The sequence below is a fragment of the Hahella chejuensis KCTC 2396 genome, from assembly GCF_000012985.1.
Lineage (GTDB): Bacteria > Pseudomonadota > Gammaproteobacteria > Pseudomonadales > Oleiphilaceae > Hahella > Hahella chejuensis.
In genome coordinates this window covers 1,214,868-1,233,299 of sequence record NC_007645.1, presented here as the reverse complement: position 1 = coordinate 1,233,299, position 18,432 = coordinate 1,214,868, and the positions used below count along the sequence as shown (strand labels likewise).

Genomic DNA, 18,432 nt, shown 5'->3' with positions numbered 1-18,432 from the left:
GAAAAAATCTCGCTAATTGATTACCAGCTAATATTGGAGTTGATCTCAATTTTTCAACCCGCAGCTGGCGGGTTTTTGTACGTTCTCAACCGGCTCTGAACGCGCGTAAAACGCGATCAGACGCCTTTTGACACCATAACCATGGCGGGCCGGATCAGGCGTCCGCTCAGTAGATAACCTTTCTGCAATACCGCAATGACAGTATTCGGTTCTACATCAGCCTGCGGCGCCATGGACATGGCCTCATGGAATTCCGGGTTGAAGGGCTGCCCCATGGGATCAACCACTTCCACTTCGAATTTTTTCAGGCCAGAGTTGAGCAGCGACAGCGTCATTTCCACGCCGTCTTTCAAAGTAGTAACCTGAGAATCAGCTGACTCGGTAGCGCCACAGGCCTCCACCGCCTTTTCCAGGCTATCCACTACAGGCAACAGCTCTTTCACAAAGCGCTCCAGAGCAAATTTACGCGCCTTATCAACATCATTTTCAGCACGGCGGCGTACATTCTGCATTTCAGCGTGCACGCGCAACACTTGCTCTTTCTGCTCGCCGAGCTCCTGCTGCAACCGCTCAATCAACTCGTCACGATCAACTGAATCGCCACTCGCCTGAGCCGTTTCAGCTTGTTCCGCCACTGCGGCTTGCGCCTGATCCTCAGCGGCGACTTGTTCTTCTACTTGACTCTTAGAATCTTCAGACATTAGATCGAATCTCCCAAAATCCATCCGATACTTTTGAATTGCCCTCAATATGGGGTCGATCAAACCGGTTTCAACCAGCCAAATATCGACAATCGCCAGGAAATGACGCAAGTCATCCAGTATTGACGCCAGCAAGCGCAGCAAATGACTGCAAATCCCACAAAAAAAATACCCTGCGAGCCCTCTTGTTGCGCTATGCATTTCGCTGTATAAATACGCAAATAACTGTATATATAGACAGTCAACTTTATAGGACGACGCCCTATGCTCACTCATTTGTCGATACGCAACCTCGCCATCGCCAGCCACCTGGAACTGGACTTCGCTGAAGGCATGACGGCTATCAGCGGGGAAACTGGCGCGGGCAAATCCATTGTTCTGGACGCCCTCGGCCTGACCCTTGGGGATCGCAGTTCTGCGGATATAGTGAGGCACGGTTGTGAGCGGGCGGAGGTAAGCGCAGTTTTTGATTTGAGGCGTTTGCCGGAGGCGCTGGCCTGGTTGAAATCCAGAGAACTGGATAATGGCGCGGAATGCATCTTACGCCGCACCGTTACTCATGAAGGCCGATCTCGCGGTTACCTGAACGGTCAACCCGTCACCATGCAGGACCTTCGTGAGCTCGGCGAAACCCTCATGGACATTCACAGCCAACATGAGCACCAGTCCCTGCTGAAGAAAGAAACCCATTTGAAAATGGTGGATGACTTTGGCGGGCACGCCAATCAGCTACAGCAAGTAAGGGAACACTTTCAATCCTGGCGCAGAGTGGCGGCCAAACTGAAAGAAAAACTCAGCCACAGCGAAGAACAGGAAGCGCGGGTGCAGTTACTCACTTATCAAGTCGAGGAGTTGGACGCCCTGGCGTTACAGGAAGGCGAAATTGAGCAATTGGAGCAGGAGCAGGAGCAACTCGCCAACGCAGAAAGCATCATTATGACAGTGCAGCAGGTCGGTGAGGGCTGCCTGGAGGCCGATGGCGGTTGCATCGATCAACTGCGACGGGCTATCCACCTGCTGGAAGAAGTCAACCTCAACAACGCATCCTTACAAACCGCCCGCCAGATGCTGAACGAAGCCATGATTCAGCTCGACGAAGCCAATGGGGAGCTACGACATGTGCTGGACAGCGTGGAGATTAATCCCGAACGCTTGCAAGAGGTAGAAGCGCGACTTACCGCCATCTATGACCTTGCGCGCAAACATCGCGTAGGTCCGGAAGAGTTGATGACCCGCCACGCCGAGCTGGCGAGCGAACTCAGCAGCCTGACTGACGGCGAAGAAAACCTGGAGAAACTGGAAGCTCAATCGAAAGAGCTCGAGCAAAAATACAGTCAGGCGGCGCAAAAACTTACCAGCATGCGCGCCAAAGCCGGAGAAAAACTGCAGGGAGCGGTCAAAAAGCAACTGGTGAAACTGGGTCTGAACCCGGAGTTCATTATCCAGTTTTCATCATTGAAATCCCCTTCTGTGTTGGGTGACGAAGAAGCGGAAATGTTAATCAGCATGAACCCTGGCCAACCACCCAAGCCTCTACAAAAGATCGCATCCGGTGGCGAGCTATCGCGGATCAGTTTGGCGATACAGGTGGTCGCCGCCGCATCGTCCGATACTCCTACATTAGTATTTGACGAGGTGGATGTCGGCATCGGCGGAGCCACAGCGGAAATTGTCGGCCGCATGCTTAGAGAGCTTGGAGCGAAAGCGCAAATCCTCTGCGTGACTCACTTGGCCCAAGTCGCCTCCCAAGCCCATAATCACCTTTTCGTCACCAAGCATGTAAGCAATGGCCAAACGCAATCAGCCATACTCAAATTGGAAGGCAGCGACCGCATACATGAAATCGCCAGAATGTTAGGCGGCGTAGACATTACTGAACACAGTCTGGCGCACGCGCACGAGATGCTGACATCCAGCCAGCTCCAGTAGTCGCCGCTATTTGAGCCGCCTTGGGTGATTGCTCACAGCCTTATAAAGCTGCCTGAAGATTATCTATATAGAGGGTGACGCCAAGGAGCTTGGGAAGAGTTATGCGGAAGAAAGAGGGAACAGGATAGCGCCCGAAGTTTACCCAGTGCTATCCAAACAAAACAGAAGCTATTTCTTCTTTGGTTTCACATACAGCGTCAGGCTATGGTCGACAATTTCATAGCCATGTTCTTCCGCGATTTCCTTTTGGCGCTTTTCAATAACCGGATCGAAGAACTCAATAACATCGCCGGTTTCAGCACAAACCATGTGGTCATGGTGCTCATCGTGATTGAGCTCGAATACCGCGTGGGCGCCTTCGAAGTTATGGCGAAGAATCAGTCCTGCGGATTCAAATTGCGTCAGAACCCGATAGACTGTGGCCAAACCTACGTCATCCCCCGCCTCCAGCAGCGCCTTATAAACATCTTCCGCACTCATGTGCCGGTTATCGGCGTTTTCCAGAATACTGAGAATCTTTACCCGCGGAAGGGTTACTTTCAGGCCTGCTTTCTTCAGTTCTACGTTTTCGTTCGTCATTTTACCGGGAAACCCAATACCAGTATCGTTGGCAATCAGTTATCATTCCACGTCACGCCAAGATAGTTTAAAAATATCCATGATGCAAAAGTTACGATCCCTTGTAATCCTCCTTATTATACACACTCTCACAGCCTGCACCTTCCCAGGCGTCTACAAAATAGATGTCCAACAGGGAAACATCGTGGAGAAAGAAGCTGTGGAGCAACTCAAAGTCGGCATGAACCGTCGTCAGGTTCAGTATCTATTGGGTTCTCCAGTATTGGAAAGCACGCTTGATCCCAGCTACGACACCTATTTCTATTCTATCCAGCTGTCGGGCGGTAAGATTTATCGTCAGAACATCACTCTGGAATATGAGAATGACATTCTGGTGAATATTGCCAAAGCAAAGCTACTGCCTGCTGATCTGGCGAACCCTGGAAAAGCTTACAAACTCCGCGGCCAAGCTGAGCCTTCTGAGACAGTCGAAGAGACGGACGTTTATAAAACGACCAACTAAGCGTTCAGCAAAACAGCTTAGATTAAGTTTGGCTAACCCTTTTTGGCCCGATTCAGTCGGGCCTGTTTCGGGTCAATTTTGAGCGGCCGGTATATCTCCACTCGGTCGCCCTCTCTCAAAGCATGGGATTTAGGCTCCGGGATGGACTTACCGAATATCCCCATTTTTGCTGAGTCCAGCTCGATCTGTGGAAAGAAATGAGTAATGCCGGACATCTGGACGGCTTCGTAGGCGGTTGTGCCCTCCACCACGGCCAGAGGAATGATCTTTTGCTGCTCAGGCAAAGCATAAGCCACTTCCACCTGAATTTTTAATTTATCCATGCTCACGCTCGCTTCTACACATCAGCATTCCGTCATCCATCAAATAAGCCCGACTCATAATACAAAGTATGCGCGGCCTAACGATATATCGCCTGCGCGCGCTTGCAGAACGCATCCACCATCGTACCAGCCGCCTGAGAAAACACGGGGCCAAGCGCCACCCCTGTTAAAGCGCCGGTCAGCTCATATTCCAGCGCCAACGCCACTTTACAGGCAGCCTCATCCAACGCCAGGAAGCTCCAACGACCCTGAAGCTTGCGAAAAGGTCCATCCACCAATGTCAGGATGATTTCTGAGGGACGCACCAAACTATTACGGGTAGTAAAAGCATGTCTTACCGAGCCCTTACTGACCTGGATACGCGCAAGCATTTCATCAGAACTCTCTTGGATCACTTCCGTCATTCCACACCAGGGCAGGAACTCAGGGTAGGCGCGCACGTCATTCACCAGATCATACATGCGCTCAGCAGAGTATGTGACCAGCGCACTACGACTAATCTGGGGCAACCTCATTCTCCTCTTCTACGTTTTCAACATTTACTTCCGGGTTCACCGGGGCGGATTTCACTAAATCCATCTCTTCAGGTTCAACCTCTTCCAAGACTTCCTTGCCGCTACTCACGACTTCTTCCGAGCAAAGCCCGCCATTTTTCGGGGCGGTGAATTCACAGCTGTGCAGCAGTAAATCAAAAACCATGGAGATTTGTATAACAATCAACACAGGAACACAAAAGTATCTCAACAGCGGATAACCCCAACGAAACAATCTCTGTTCAGGGCTGAGGCGCAAGGCCTGGGCGAGCCGCTCATAGGGCAGCACATATCCGCACAAGACTGTCAGCAGACAGCCTGCAACCGGCAGCAAAATCGTGGACACTACAAACTGCAGCATACTGAACAGCGGCATACCCGCCAATTGCCAATGCCGATGTCCCGCCATGGACATGACCAACAATGCGCCCAGCCCCCATACCGCCACATGCGTAATGGACGCCGCGCTCACCCTGGATAAAGAATATCTTTCCTGTAACCAGGCGACGCCGGGCTCAATCAGGAAAACGGCGGAGCTCCAGGCGGCCAGTGTAAAAAAGATAAAAAATAATACGCCGAACACAGTTCCCATCGGCAATTGACCCAACGCCAACGGAAGCGATTGAAAGACCAAAGAGAACCCCTGGTCAGGAGGCAATTCCGCTTTTAACAGCCAGGACAGCACCACCAGTCCCGCGACAGCGCCAACCAACAGGTCAGCAAACGAAATGATCAAAACTGAACGTCCCACTTTGCCATGATTAGGCATATAGGCGCCCAACACCATCATGACGCCTGCGCCAATGGACAAAGAGAAAAAGGCGTATTTGTAGGCGGCCAGTACGCCCGCCCAGGAGAGTGAAATTGATTCAAATGAAAACAGATAACTGAGCGCGCCGCCCAGATCGCCATAACGCGCACTGTAAACCAGCATCAACGCCAACATCACGAACATCAGCGGAACGATATACAACATCGCTTTTTCCAGGCCGTGATAAACGCCCTTCACTGAAATGAGAAACACCAGACCAATAAACACGCTCAGCCAGATAATCATAACGGTGGTGTTCTGCTGCAAGGCGCCCAGCACGGCCGGCATGGCGCCGGACTCAATTCCCTGAAATTCACTGAAAGCGGACTTTAATGCGTAAGACAGCCCCATCCCCGCCACCAATGAATAGATCACCACCGTCAGCAAAGCGGCGACCACCATCAGCGCGCCTGTCCAGCGCCACAAAGAAAACCCTGAGCTTTGTCCGCCGACGCTTTGCAAAACGTCGACAGGGTTGCGTCGAACATAACGGCCCAGCCCGATTTCCAGTACCGCCAGGGGCAGCGTCAGAGTCAGCAACGCCAAGGCGTAAGCGAGCAGGAAAGCGAGACCGCCGTATTCCGCCATCAGAGAAGGAAATGTCCAAATATTGGCGAATCCCACGACGGCGCCCACGCCCGCCATGACGAACGTGCGCTGCCTGACCCAGCGGTCACGGCCCTGCAAGAGCATTCCAACTTTTGAATTCAAAGGCACTCAGACATCCGTTAATTCACAGCAATTGAGAGATTCGACGGAATTCTACGTCGACGACGATGGCGCATTGTAGCGGATTATGCGGACCCAAGTCAGGAGACCTTAGCCATATGGATCAGGTTAATTTACAATAGCCGACTTTGTCCGAGAATCTTAAGGAAATATGAGTCAAGCCAAAAACAAAAATACCGGGTCCACTATCGCCCTGAATAAAAAGGCCCGCTTCGACTATCACATTGTTGAAAAGTTCGAAGCCGGCCTCGCGCTGACCGGTTGGGAAGTCAAAAGCCTGCGCGCCGGCAAGTGTCAGTTGGTGGATTCCTATGTATTACTGAAAGACAGTGAAGCCTGGTTGTTAGGCGCCCACATCACGCCGTTGAAGGAAGCCTCCACTCACGTCATCGCTGACCCCACTCGCACTCGTAAGTTATTGTTGCATCGTCGTGAGTTGAACAAGCTGATTGGAGCCGTGTCTCAGACCGGCCACACTTGCGTGCCTTTGGCACTTTACTGGAAAGGCAATAAAGTGAAATGCGAAATTGCCCTGGTGAAAGGCAAGAAGGATTTCGACAAGCGCGAGACCGAAAAAGAGCGCGACTGGAACCGCCAGAAACAACGCGTTATCCGCGATCATGTTAAGCAGTGACACAGTCAGGATAGGAAAGACGTTCTTATCCTGACTCTCCTCTTTATCTCACTTCATTGTCGCATCGGGTTGAGCTAACGCCACTCCCCAACCATACTTATCCGTCAAAGTAAGCGTTTGCGCACGCCTTTAATAAGCCAGCCACGCATAACGCCCTATCTAACCTCATTCAATCACAGACAGCTTTGACGAGGCGGCTATGAAACCACATGGAGAGCCAATGTCGGCGGTAGACACCGCCTGGTTGCGCATGGAGCGTCCCGCCAACCTGATGATGATCTGCATCGTGCTGGTCATGGAGAGCCCCGTCCACGCCAACGCGCTCAAGCAATTATTCACTGCCCGCTTGCTTCCCCTGCCCCGCTTTCGGCAGACAGTGCATAAAACCGAGCATGGCTACTTCTGGCGCGACGACACTAACTTTAATATCGACAATCATGTACATCTGGTCGGGTTGCCTGGCGCTGGAAATCAGCAGGATCTGCAAAACTTCGCCAGCGACATCAGCAGCACGCCGCTGGACTTCAGCAAACCGCTCTGGCAAGTGCACTTAATTGACCGCTATAAGAGCGGTTCCGCAATGATCATCCGCGTACACCACTGCATCGCGGATGGTATTGCATTGACTCGCGTTCTATTATCCCTGGCGGACCAGAATCATGAACGCTCCCCTCCGCCGAACGCCTCTCTGCCCACAAAGCCGGCCTCCTGGAGCGGAATCGCCGCCAAAGCCATGCATATTGGACAGGAAATCATAGAGGAAGGCATGTCTCTGGCGCGACATCCTGAGCAGATTCTGGAGATTGCGCGGCAAGGCGTCGCGATGGGATCAGAAGTCGCCCGCGTAGCGGCGTTGCCGGCAGATCCCGCCACCTGTTTTAAAGGCGCGCTAAGCGGAAGAAAGCGATTGGCGTGGGCGCAGCCATTGGACTTCTTACAGGTAAAGCAAACCGCCAAAGCGTTGAAAGCGACCATCAATGATGTGTTGTTGTGCGCCGCCGCCGGGGCCTTGAGATACTATCTGGTGGAACGTTGCATTGAGCTGGATGTGGACACCATTCACGCCGCCGTACCTTTTAACTTGCGCCCGATGGACGAGCCAATCGACGCTCTGGGCAATCAGTTCGGTCTAGTGATTGCGCCACTGCCAATCGGAATTCATGACGTGGCGGAACGCTTTGAAGCAGTGCGTCGCGATATGCTGGCGCTTAAACATTCCCAACAGGCGAAAGCGTTTTATGGATTACTTGGGTTGCTTGGCAAAGGTCCGGATTTTCTGGAGCAGACCGCATTGGAGACCTTGAGCAGAAAAGCGTCTATGGTGATCACCAATGTACCCGGCCCCAAACAAGCGCTGTATCTGGCTGGCAGCAAATTACTGACGCCCATGATCTGGGCGCCGCAATCCGGAGAGGTTGGCGTCAGCCTCAGCGTTATCAGTTACAACGGAGCGATTCAATTCGGCGTCGCAGTAGATCAGGGACTGATACCTGACCCGGACAAACTGGCCAACCACTTTGTCGACGCATTTGCAGAGCTGCAAGCGCTGGCCAAAGCCAGATCCGCCGGCTAGTTCAGGCCCTCTGAAAAACCTCCTCCCAGCGCCTGATACAACGCCATCATATTCTGCAACTGCGCCAGACGATTGGCGGTCAATTGCAATTGCGCAGAACGTCGAGTTTCCTGTTGATCCAACCACGCCTGCACGCCGGTGGCACCGGAGCGGTAGCGCACCTCAGCCAGACGCTCCGCTTCGGAAGCCAACGCAAAGGAAGTGCGCAACGCGTCTTCCTGAGCCATCAACTGCGTTCTGGCGGAAAGTTTGTTCTCCACCTCCGCCAGCGCCGAATAGAGTTTCTGTCTGAATTCAATCACCGCCAGCTCATAAGCCGCCTCTGAGACTTGAATATTCAATTGCGTCTGCCGCCACTGGATAAAGGGCAGACTCAGCCCTGCGCCCAGGGACGCAACGGGGTTGCGCAATATATCCGCCAGCTCTGAACCGCCCGTCGCCAGCGAACCAGTCAAGCTGAAACTGGGATAATAACTGGCGCGGCTGTGGTCCGTATCCGCCAAAGCGCTGCGCAGACGCATCTCCGCAGCCTGCATATCAGGCCTTCGCGCCAGTAACGCAGCGGGGGTAGCCAAAGGCAGGACCGGCATCGCCATAGTCGGCAATGACTGCGGAGCCGGCACAGCGTTCTCCGGCGGCTGATCAAACAGTATCGCCAGAGCGTTTTGCGCTTCCACTTTGTCCTGCCGCAGTGTGGTCAACGAAGCGCGCTGACTCGCCAGATTCTGCTCAGCCTGGATCAAGTCCAAATTGGAGACCGCGCCGCTACGATGTTTAACTTGGGCCAACTCCAATGCCTTGGCCGTGTACTCCAACGACGCCTCGCTGGCGGCGATAGACTCATTCAGGTAAGCCAGCCGCCAATACAGATTTGCAGTGGTTCCGATCAACGTCAACGCGGCGCCAGCCCGCTCCTGTTCCGTCGCCATCGCTTCCCAATGAGCCGTGTCACGGGCGCTGGACAGTTTCCCCCAGAGATCAATCTCATAGCTCAATCCAAGGGAGGAACCAAAGGACTTGCTGCTGGTATGCGCGTCAATATTGCGCTCCCGGGAAGCGCTGAACTGCGCGCTGACGTCTGGCGTCAGGTTGCCGTCGGCAATGCCGGCGCGCAGCCGCGCCTGTCGCACTTTCAACGCCGCCAAAGCCATGTCGCTGTTGCTTTGCAGCGCACGCTCGATCAGGCTGTTCAACTCCTCGTCTTGAAAGGCTCGCCACCATTGCTCGGACGCCAACGCCTGCTCCCCACTCACTGGCGCATAACTCCAGGATGCGGGCAGCTCCAATTGCGGTTGGACATACTGTGAACGCGCCAGCCCTTCGCACCCCGTCAACAACACGGAGGACAGCAATAAAAGGGCTAAGTGTTTTTTCCCGCTCGCGCCCATGAGACTCTCCCGCTTTACTCCAAACTGCATGTGATTACCGTGCATCAATCACTCCCGCGCCAAGGCTTCAATCGGATCAAGCCGCGCCGCATTGCGCGCAGGCAAAAAGCCGAACAACACGCCAATCAGGGAAGAGCAAACCACTGCCGACACTATCGCCGTGACGGAAAACGACATTTGCATATCCTGCACCAACAACGAAAACAGAGCGCCCACGCCGAAAGACAACAAAATGCCAATGCCCCCGCCGATCAGACACACCATTACCGCTTCAATCAGAAACTGCTGCAATATGTCGCTTTGCCGGGCGCCGACCGCCATGCGAATGCCAATCTCACGGGTGCGCTCGGTAACGGACACCAGCATGATATTCATGACGCCAATGCCGCCGACGATCAAAGAAATGACAGCAATGGAGGACACCAGTAAGGTCAAGGTTGTCGTGGTTTTCTCCACCGCCTTCAAAATACTGTCGGTGCTGAAGGTGAAAAAATCCTTTACCCCATGGCGCACGGTCAGCAAGCGAATGATGCCTTGCTCCGCCACTGCGCTGGAGAGTCCATCCGGCGTGCGGACGATAATGGAGCTGAAGTTTTGTCTGCCAATCAGGCGGGTCGTGGCGGAACTGTAGGGCATCCACACAGACAGATTACCGCCGCCTCCGAACATATCGCTTTTATCCTCCGCCACACCGATCACAGTCCAGGGCGAGGCGCCGATCAAGATCACTTTGCCAATGGGGTCATCTTCAGCTGCGAACAGTTTTCCGCGCGTATTGCTGTCGATCACCACCACCTGCGCCTGGGTGCGAATATCTTCCCGCAGCAGCGGCCGGCCTTCCGCAACGACCAGCCCTTTTACACGGAAGAACTGCTCGCCGACGGCGTTGATGTTCACATTGACAGCGACATTGCGGTAACGCAATTGCTGACTATTGACGATGCTGGGCGTCACGCTGTCGACAAAAGGCTGCGCCTGTAGCGCCTCAACATCTGCAGCCACCAACGTATCAATGGCTGCGGCTCGTTCATCTCCCCAGTCTTTACCTGGAAAAATCTCAATAGTATTGACGCCGATCGAATTAATATCGCTGATGACTTTCTGCTTGGCGCCCTCGCCAATGGCGACAATACTCACCACAGCGGTAATGCCGATAATGATGCCGAGCATGGTCAGCAGCGTTCGCAACCGATGAGACGTCATGGCGACCCAAGCCATTTTGAAGGCTTCAGAGAAACGCCCAAGCCAGGCGCCTCTCGTCTCTTTGCGGCCTGCCGCCGAAGCAGCGTCCGTCGCAGACGACGCGGACGTTTCCAATTCCGAAGCAGGGTTCACCCGGTCGGCGATAATTTCGCCGTCCTGAATCTCAATGATGCGCTCCGCTTTCGCCGCAACTAGCGGATCATGGGTAACGATAATGACGGTATGCCCCTGCTGATGCAGCTCCCGCAACACCGCCATCACTTCCTGACCGCTGCGCGTATCCAGCGCTCCGGTGGGCTCGTCCGCCAGAATGACTTCGCCGCCGTTCATCAGCGCTCGGGCGATGCTCACCCGCTGCTGCTGGCCACCGGAAAGCTGGCTGGGCTTGTGCTCACAACGCTCCTCCAACCCCAGACGCGACAGCAACATGTGCGCACGCTCCCGGCGCGAGCTTTTGGAAACTCCGGCGTAAACCGCCGCCAGTTCCGCATTGCCCAAAGCATCCAGGTGGGACAAGAGATGATAACGCTGAAAGATAAAGCCGAAGTGATTACGGCGCAGCGCCGCCAGCTCATTGTCATCCAGTTCCCGGGTTTCACGACCGCTGATTCTGTAGCTGCCGCTGCTGGGGCGATCCAGGCATCCCAGGATATTCATGAGCGTGGACTTTCCAGAGCCCGACGTCCCCATGATAGCGACCATTTCCCCCGGATAAATTTTCAGGTCGATGTCCTTAAGCACTGCGACCTGCTGCTCACCAGCCTGAAAAATACGGTTCAGGGCGCTTATTTCAATCAAAGGCTCCTTCATACTGCGACATCAGCCCCCAATTACGACAGATGTTTCACCATCAACCGGAACCGACAGGCTGTCGCCGAGGATCACATTGTCTCCGTCATTCAGACCGGACAGCACTTGCACATACACATTGTCGCGGATGCCGGTCTCGATTGTTCTGTCTTCCGGCTGGCCGTTCACCAGCACACGCACCTTGTGTTGCGCGCCGCTGATCTCCTGCTCTGGATCTAACGCTGAAATTGGAATGCTCAGTGTCTGCGACTGTCTATTAATAATGATGGACACTTGCGCGGTCATGGCCACTCGCAGGGAGTAATCGGGATTGGGCGCTTCCAACACGCCGCTGTAATAGACAGCAGTGGTGGAATTACTGACGGAGCCGTTATCGGAAATATTATCCGGCGCCAGTTTGATAGTGCGCAGAATACCGTTGTATTGACGATCGGGATCGCCAAGAACAGTGAAATTGGCTTCCTGACCGGACTTCACCTTGGTGACGTCCGCTTCTGATATTTGCGCCTTCACCGTCATCGTATCCAGGTTAGCGAGAATCAGCAGCGTCGGCGCTTCCTGAGTCGAAACCAGAGTTTGTCCCTGCTCAAACTTGGTGGCGATCACCACGCCGTCCATCGGCGCCACGATCTTGGTGAAACCTAAGTTGGCTTTTGCGGTTTCAACCTGGATTTCCGCCTGACTGATCTGAGCCTCCAGGGCTTCGATTTCAGCTTTGGCGCTTTCCAGCTGAGCGCGGGCGTTTTCCAGTTCCGATACGGACGCCGCCGCCTGCGCGTTCATTTCACGCTGACGTTTAAACTCCAGCTCGTAGTAGCGCAACATCGCCTCACGGGCGCGCCGCGAAGCTTTGGCGTTTTTCAATTCCGCCATCGCGCGGTTCAGATCGTTACGCTGCAAAACCGGATCGATTTCCGCCAGCAGTTGGCCTTTGGTCACTCTATCGCCCACGGAGACATTCATGGACTTCAACTGCCCGGTAACCTGAGCGCCCACCGCCACCTGCTTGGAGCCTTCCAGCACGCCTGTGGCCAACACGGTTTCCTCTATATCCCGTTTTTCCACGGGAGCGGTGATGTACTCAACGGGCTCAGGCTCGAACCAACTCAGGGCGTTCCAGCCGACAGCGGCCAAAACAACAAAAATGACCACTCCCACCACAGCAGGACGACGCGTTTTCTTTGCCATGCGAATTACACAAGAAGTTAATTAATGAACACAGATATGTTGAAGTCGCCGTGAACCCAGTATCCGCCAGGGGCGACGTTGATCAGAGAGGTTGCTCCAAAGTAGAGCACTCTAGCGAATTTTGCCTAGGACTTCTAACAAAAACACAAAACATGGACAAGCTTTATGAAAACCGCAATGCGCCGGTCATCAAAGCCCCAAACAGTTTTAAAAATAACAAAAAAAAGGGGCGCAAAATTGCGCCCCGGAAAATAGCCCGGACTTAAATACCGGACCCTCTCATGCATTCTTTAAATAACGTAAAAGGTGCGTCGAATTACTCCGCAGACCAGTTGAACAGTTGCTCAACGATAGTGGTCAGAGGCTGGCTGTAACCCGCCGCATTTTTGGCGTTGGTTTTCCAGCTGGAAGGAATAGGTTGTCCTTTCGCCCAGCCAGAGGCGCCCTGGGTGTACTGAATGTTCAGTTTGTAGTTGGAGCTATTGTTGTAGCCTTTAACGCCAACGTAGTAAGTTCCCGCTTCGTTTGCAGAGCACTCCTCGCTAGAGCCTTCCAGATATGGACGGCACTGATAAGTAGTGTCGCTTGGCTGAGCGCCTTTGTTCACGTACAGATCCGCATCGCTGTCGCCGCTCATGGTGACTTTGAATGAGCTAGTGGTGGTGAACGGACCATAGAACGCCCACTTGTTCTGCTCAATTACGCCCGCTTTCTGCTCAGACTTGGTCTCGCTGGAAGAACCGGTCGGATTGTAATAGGAAACAGCATGCGCGCCAGGAGCCGGAGTCCACAGGAAGTCCGGATGACGGTTGTTGTACCACTCGCCGCCAATGATGTCCCCGTTGGAGTCCAGCTCCAGGTCATACACGTAACGAACAGTGTAGGCGCGGTCATAGGACGGATAGTCTTTGTCTCTGTGAGTCGGGCTGGTTTCCACAATGTAAGTCAGCTTCATCTGAACGCCAACCACCTGAGTGGCTTGCTGCGCGCGATACTTGGAGAACTTGTCCTGAGTGTAATCGCTCATGGCGATAATCGCTTCTTGCGCGGAGTTGTAAGAAGCGCCAGTTTGCGGGTTGAAGTAGGTGTACTCGTACTTCATTACCGGCTGGTTCCACACTTCATAGTCAAACGTCGCGTCGATAACGAAGCTGCGCTTGCTCACGCCGATCTGGTTGACCACCGCTTTGTGCCAGCTGCCTGGGTTGCTGTCGAAACACGCCTGATCCAGGATACGGCCGTTTTCATCCTTGCCGGGATCTTTGGAGTTACAACGTCCGCCGATGAAGCGAACGCCTGGAGACGCTTCCGCCCACAACAGCGTACCCAGCGCTTTGATGTCGGATGGGAAGAACTTGATGTCCTTTCCTTCTGGCGACTTAACCGTGATGGAGTTAGCTGGACGCGGCAGCATGTAGGCGGCAGGCGCCCAACCGTGGCACAGACCCATCCAGGCTTCAACGGAACCATAACGATCCCAGTAACCTTTACCGGACTCCCACATTTTCTGAGTCAGAGTGAAGTTGGAGTCGCCCACCAGCAAGTCGTATTTTTCGGACGGGGACAGGTTATCGATTTCACCTGCGTCGATGTATTCTTGCGGCTTGTGAGTGCTAGTGGCGAAAATCCAATGGTCGTACCAATTGGCTGGCCAGGAATCATTCAGCTTGGGATCGGCGTAACGAATACCCAGAGCGCCTTTGTAAAGGGCCCAGTAATCGTCAGACCAGGGCTGGACGTCCAGAGATGCTTGCGTCAGGTTGGCGTTATCCATTTCATGGACGTTGCCGATCAGTTGGTCGCCGTTGTCCACCAGGCGCGCGGCATTGTCATTGCTGAGCTCCATGGAGCGCATCATCATAAAGCCGTTGCCGCCTGTGCTGTTCAGCAGGTCTCTGCGCAGCTTATCTTTGTCTTCCACGAACTCGCCGGAGAGAATCGCTTCGTCGCTGAATAGCGGCATCGCCAAGTCGCCATTGACCGCTTCTTTGACTGGCACTTCGTCCATGACAGCCGCGGTGTCAGCGTGGAAACGCTCCAGATAGTCGCGAACGTACTGCGCGTCCTGACCGGAAACGTCGGCCATGGTTGCGGCGGAAACGCCCAGCGCCAAGGTAGAAACAGAAAATGTAATAGCCCGTTTAAGCGTGTTTTTGTTCACGGTTATAACTCCTTTTAACCTAAATAAATCAGTATTTATATCTTTCCGTTTAACTGTTCAGATATTATGCGTAGCCATTTTTTATATGTATAAAAGGCGGGGATCAGGCATATACATCAACTTATAAATATAAGCCTATGCCAGACCAAACAACGTATCTCCTTATATGCGGATCGTTCCATATCCTTTTACCGGCTAGGTTAGCCGGGCGGCAATCTATCAGGATTAGGCCATTTGGTCAAGCGTTTGAAACACTGCATCTCACACCATCAAAAATTCACACAATCATTTGAAAAACATCAATAAAATTAAAAGCCGCCTATTTTCTTCGTGCAAAAAAAGAGCTGTCGAGTCATTGTTTTGAGCTAAGTCAATACAATCGACTTAATACTCAATTCAAGAAATTCCCAGCCATTTTTTATGAATACCTTTTCATGACTACAATCCCCTAAAAGGCGAGGCCATTTTAATACCGGAGCATTATATTAATATCGGTATGGAATACTGTTGACGCAGATTTAAATTGATTGGAGTCAATAAGAAGTGTAACTTCAGCATCCACTCTCTACATTAATCAGAGATCTCCCATTGCTGACTGAAAGGAACTCCAAAGTTTCCACGGCTCCCTGTTTCTTTCAAACTTCCCCGCCCCGTTTGACGCTTCCGCATATCGATACAATACTTTAAACAACTACAGCCGACGCCGTAGATATTTTGGGCCTTGCGTCGGCGTTCGCCTTCTAAGCAGGTGGCGTTCTGATGTTCAGATCAAAGAAGTTGAAGTTGCGGAGCCTGCTCCTGACATGCGTATTCTTGCTGCCATCCGGTCTGACGATGGCTGCGGACCCCGCCGGCGGGCTTCGATTTATCACCGAAGAATCGCCCCCCTATAACTACACCGAGAATGGTCAGCTCAAAGGAAGCTCCGTAGATTTACTGGAAGCGATGCTGCACATTATCGGCTCCGAACGGACACGCAAAGACATTCAGGTGCATCCCTGGGCGCGGGGATACCGCATGGTGTTGAACGAGCCGAATACCGTGCTGTTCAGCACGCGCCGCAACCCGGACCGCGAAGACCTGTTCCGCTGGGTCGGCCCGGTCGCTTCTTCACCGGTGGTGCTCATAGCGCGAAAGCGCCGGGATTTTGAAGTGAAACAGTTATCGGACCTGAACGACCTCTCAGTCGTCGCGGTCGCCAGCGATATGGGCGAGCAGGTGCTGGACGCCTACCATATTCCAAAAGATATTCGGCAGACCGTCTCTCACCCGGATATCGCCGCCCGCATGCTGATTTTCCGACGCATTCATCTATGGTCATACGGACAAAGAACCGCTCTATGGCTGCTCAAGCAACAAGGCGCCAAACTGGAGGACTATGAATCGGTCTGGAGTTTTGGCTCCGCGGGCGACCTCTATTTCGCCTTCCACAAAGGCACACCAGATGAGACGATCCAACTCTTTCAGCATGTCTTGGACCAATTGAAAAATGATCATGGCGACGATGGACTTTCAACCTATGAAAGAGTGTTGAAATCCTACATCGAGTAACTCATTTCCATCACTGTCATCACCGTGTAAAAAACACCCTGATCATAAATTGCAAAAATTCCCGCAAGCCCTACGGAATAAAGGGATTGCGGTGTTTTCCAAAGAGATATCCACAGGTTATGTGGATATCTGAAGGGGAAAATCTACGCAACACAGGGAGGGTGGGCGCAAAAATCACTCTAACGTCGCCACCAAACGACGTGCGGCGTCAAGCGCAGAGGCGCGGTAGCGGTCCGCCATCTGTAAGGGCTGCATGGAATCTATATTGAAATACAGAGAGGCGACTCCGAAAGCGACAGACTGCAGAGCATCGTCGTCAGCATCGGGATAATCCCGTCTGAGAACCTCCGCAATATCGCTGTAAAACCGCTCTGTCCAGGAACGCATGGCGTCGCTGATCGCCGCATCCCGGCTCGCGGCGAATATCAAGGCTGACTCCAGTTGCATACGCTCTCTGTCATCGTCTTCATACTCAAACAGCATGCGCAGAAATGCTGGCGCGACTTCCGTCGCCGGCAGCTCACTCAGCATTTCTCTCCACTCACGCTCATACTGCGCCGCCATTTGCTCTATCAGTTGCAGAGTCAAATCCTCACGGTTGCCGACATAATGACGCACCAGGCTGCGCTGCAATCCCGACTCTTCCGCAATACGCTCCAGCGTGCTCCCTTCCAGACCATATCGGGCCACGCAACGCCGAAACGCCTGCATGATTTCCTCCGTTCTTTCCAACTTTTTGCTTGGTCGCGGCATAAAGCCTCCCATATAAATTATCATTATTGACAATTTATTCTTGCACAAATAGATTGTCAACAATGACAACTTACATACTTGACGAACCTGACACTATGAAGTCGATAAAAAATCTACACGCTGGACCCGCCTGCGTGAATAACCAATGGAAGGCCTCGCGATGAACGTAATACCTGAAATAGGCTTACGCCGGATATTAAAAGAGTTCCGTTGGCGCGTGGGACTCACTTGGCTATTGGTGTTTCTCGAATATGCCCTGGACGCGGCCATCCCTCTACTGATCGGACTGGCGATAGACGACATGCTGTCCGGCGGCTCCACCCAACTGGCCTGGCTGGTATGCGCCTTCGTTTTGATCACAGCCATCGCGGTCTTGCGTCGTTTCTATGACACCCGCGCCTACAGCAAAATCCGCGTCAAGCTTGGCTCGGAGTTGGATCAACGACAGCAGGCGTTGTCCGTCTCCATTCGCAATGCGCGTTTGCAGATGGCGACGGAATTGGTCGACTTTATTGAAAAGGACACGCCGGAACTATTCGCGGCGGTGATCACACTGGTTGCTTCCGCGATGATTCTGTCGTCCTTCTCAATGGACCTGGCGATGAGCTCCCTTGGGCTATTGGTCGCCATGCTGACGATCTACCTGTGTTTCCATCAGCGTTTTTTCCGACTCAATGGCGGCCTTAACTCGCAGATGGAGCGCCAAGTCAGCATATTAAGCGCCCGCCAGCCGGGACAGTTGCTGAAGCATCTGCACGCCATACGTCATTGGCAGGTGCGCCTGTCCGATGCGGAGTCCATCGTCTACGGCCTGATTTTTTTGCTGATCACCGCCTTCGTTGTGCTCAATCTTTGGCTCTGTAGCGGCTATGTCGGCATAACCACAGGCGCCCTGTTCTCCATTGTCACCTATTCCTGGCAGTTTGGAGACGCGGCAGTCTCACTGCCGACGACATTACAGAGCTGGTCGCGCCTGCATGAGATAACGATACGCCTGAATAACCCGGAAGCTCATGGCGCCGCCTGATGTAAACTCAATCGCCCTTCTCTCAAGGGCGATTGAC

At 53.2% G+C, this 18,432-nt stretch carries 16 protein-coding genes; 6 read left to right on the top strand and 10 right to left on the bottom strand.

Annotated elements, in window-relative coordinates:
* Nucleotides 1-116 precede the first annotated feature (116 nt).
* Nucleotides 117-701 carry a nucleotide exchange factor GrpE gene (gene grpE, locus HCH_RS05490; RefSeq protein WP_041599257.1) on the bottom strand — a complete coding sequence of 195 codons (585 nt, stop codon included), beginning with the start codon at nucleotides 699-701 and terminating at the stop codon, nucleotides 117-119.
* A 264-nt stretch (nucleotides 702-965) separates the two neighbouring features.
* On the opposite strand from grpE, the gene recN reads away from it, so the two are divergent.
* A complete protein-coding gene (gene recN, locus HCH_RS05485) occupies nucleotides 966-2,630 on the top strand; it encodes a DNA repair protein RecN (protein ID WP_011395167.1) in 1,665 nt (554 codons plus the stop codon).
* Between the two features lie 168 nt (nucleotides 2,631-2,798).
* Here recN and fur read toward each other — a convergent pair whose 3' ends face one another.
* Nucleotides 2,799-3,209: a ferric iron uptake transcriptional regulator gene (fur, locus tag HCH_RS05480; RefSeq protein WP_011395166.1), complete on the bottom strand. Its 411-nt coding sequence runs from the start codon at nucleotides 3,207-3,209 to the stop codon at nucleotides 2,799-2,801.
* Nucleotides 3,210-3,393: 184 nt separating this feature from the next.
* On the opposite strand from fur, the gene HCH_RS34125 reads away from it, so the two are divergent.
* Nucleotides 3,394-3,711 carry an outer membrane protein assembly factor BamE gene (locus HCH_RS34125; RefSeq protein ID WP_049780845.1) on the top strand — a complete coding sequence of 106 codons (318 nt, stop codon included), beginning with the start codon at nucleotides 3,394-3,396 and terminating at the stop codon, nucleotides 3,709-3,711.
* A gap of 32 nt (nucleotides 3,712-3,743) precedes the next feature.
* Here HCH_RS34125 and HCH_RS05470 read toward each other — a convergent pair whose 3' ends face one another.
* The 3 genes from HCH_RS05470 to HCH_RS05460 form a co-directional block, all read right to left on the bottom strand.
* Nucleotides 3,744-4,034 (bottom strand): RnfH family protein, encoded by a 291-nt coding sequence (locus tag HCH_RS05470; protein WP_011395164.1) that lies wholly within the window; start codon nucleotides 4,032-4,034, stop codon nucleotides 3,744-3,746.
* Nucleotides 4,035-4,111: 77 nt separating this feature from the next.
* Nucleotides 4,112-4,549 carry a type II toxin-antitoxin system RatA family toxin gene (locus tag HCH_RS05465; protein ID WP_011395163.1) on the bottom strand — a complete coding sequence of 146 codons (438 nt, stop codon included), beginning with the start codon at nucleotides 4,547-4,549 and terminating at the stop codon, nucleotides 4,112-4,114.
* Nucleotides 4,530-6,089, bottom strand: a complete 1,560-nt coding sequence (locus HCH_RS05460) for a sodium-dependent transporter (protein ID WP_158304928.1) — start codon at nucleotides 6,087-6,089, stop codon at nucleotides 4,530-4,532. The genes HCH_RS05465 and HCH_RS05460 overlap by 20 nt, the downstream gene beginning before the upstream one ends.
* A 169-nt stretch (nucleotides 6,090-6,258) precedes the next feature.
* Here HCH_RS05460 and smpB point away from each other — a divergent pair, with 169 nt between their 5' ends.
* Together smpB and HCH_RS05450 are read left to right on the top strand one after the other, a co-directional pair.
* Nucleotides 6,259-6,741: an SsrA-binding protein SmpB gene (smpB, locus tag HCH_RS05455; protein ID WP_011395161.1), complete on the top strand. Its 483-nt coding sequence runs from the start codon at nucleotides 6,259-6,261 to the stop codon at nucleotides 6,739-6,741.
* Between the two features lie 199 nt (nucleotides 6,742-6,940).
* The gene (locus HCH_RS05450; protein WP_011395160.1) at nucleotides 6,941-8,314 is read left to right on the top strand and encodes a WS/DGAT/MGAT family O-acyltransferase; all 1,374 of its coding nucleotides are present in this window, start codon (nucleotides 6,941-6,943) and stop codon (nucleotides 8,312-8,314) included.
* On the opposite strand, the gene HCH_RS05445 is transcribed toward HCH_RS05450, so the two are convergent.
* The 4 genes from HCH_RS05445 to HCH_RS05430 form a co-directional block, all read right to left on the bottom strand.
* Nucleotides 8,311-9,747 (bottom strand): efflux transporter outer membrane subunit, encoded by a 1,437-nt coding sequence (locus HCH_RS05445; protein WP_011395159.1) that lies wholly within the window; start codon nucleotides 9,745-9,747, stop codon nucleotides 8,311-8,313. The genes HCH_RS05450 and HCH_RS05445 overlap by 4 nt on opposite strands.
* A 3-nt stretch (nucleotides 9,748-9,750) precedes the next feature.
* Nucleotides 9,751-11,715 carry a MacB family efflux pump subunit gene (locus HCH_RS05440; RefSeq protein ID WP_011395158.1) on the bottom strand — a complete coding sequence of 655 codons (1,965 nt, stop codon included), beginning with the start codon at nucleotides 11,713-11,715 and terminating at the stop codon, nucleotides 9,751-9,753.
* Between the two features lie 9 nt (nucleotides 11,716-11,724).
* Nucleotides 11,725-12,903 (bottom strand): efflux RND transporter periplasmic adaptor subunit, encoded by a 1,179-nt coding sequence (locus HCH_RS05435; protein ID WP_011395157.1) that lies wholly within the window; start codon nucleotides 12,901-12,903, stop codon nucleotides 11,725-11,727.
* A 316-nt stretch (nucleotides 12,904-13,219) separates the two neighbouring features.
* Nucleotides 13,220-15,064, bottom strand: a complete 1,845-nt coding sequence (locus tag HCH_RS05430) for a pre-peptidase C-terminal domain-containing protein (protein WP_011395155.1) — start codon at nucleotides 15,062-15,064, stop codon at nucleotides 13,220-13,222.
* A 759-nt stretch (nucleotides 15,065-15,823) separates the two neighbouring features.
* Here HCH_RS05430 and HCH_RS05425 point away from each other — a divergent pair.
* Nucleotides 15,824-16,615, top strand: a complete 792-nt coding sequence (locus HCH_RS05425; RefSeq protein WP_011395154.1) for a substrate-binding periplasmic protein — start codon at nucleotides 15,824-15,826, stop codon at nucleotides 16,613-16,615.
* A gap of 174 nt (nucleotides 16,616-16,789) precedes the next feature.
* Here HCH_RS05425 and HCH_RS05420 read toward each other — a convergent pair whose 3' ends face one another.
* A complete protein-coding gene (locus HCH_RS05420; protein ID WP_011395153.1) occupies nucleotides 16,790-17,368 on the bottom strand; it encodes a TetR/AcrR family transcriptional regulator in 579 nt (192 codons plus the stop codon).
* Nucleotides 17,369-17,528: 160 nt separating this feature from the next.
* Here HCH_RS05420 and HCH_RS05415 point away from each other — a divergent pair, with 160 nt between their 5' ends.
* A complete protein-coding gene (locus tag HCH_RS05415; protein WP_049780843.1) occupies nucleotides 17,529-18,395 on the top strand; it encodes an ABC transporter six-transmembrane domain-containing protein in 867 nt (288 codons plus the stop codon).
* Nucleotides 18,396-18,432: the final 37 nt, after the last annotated feature.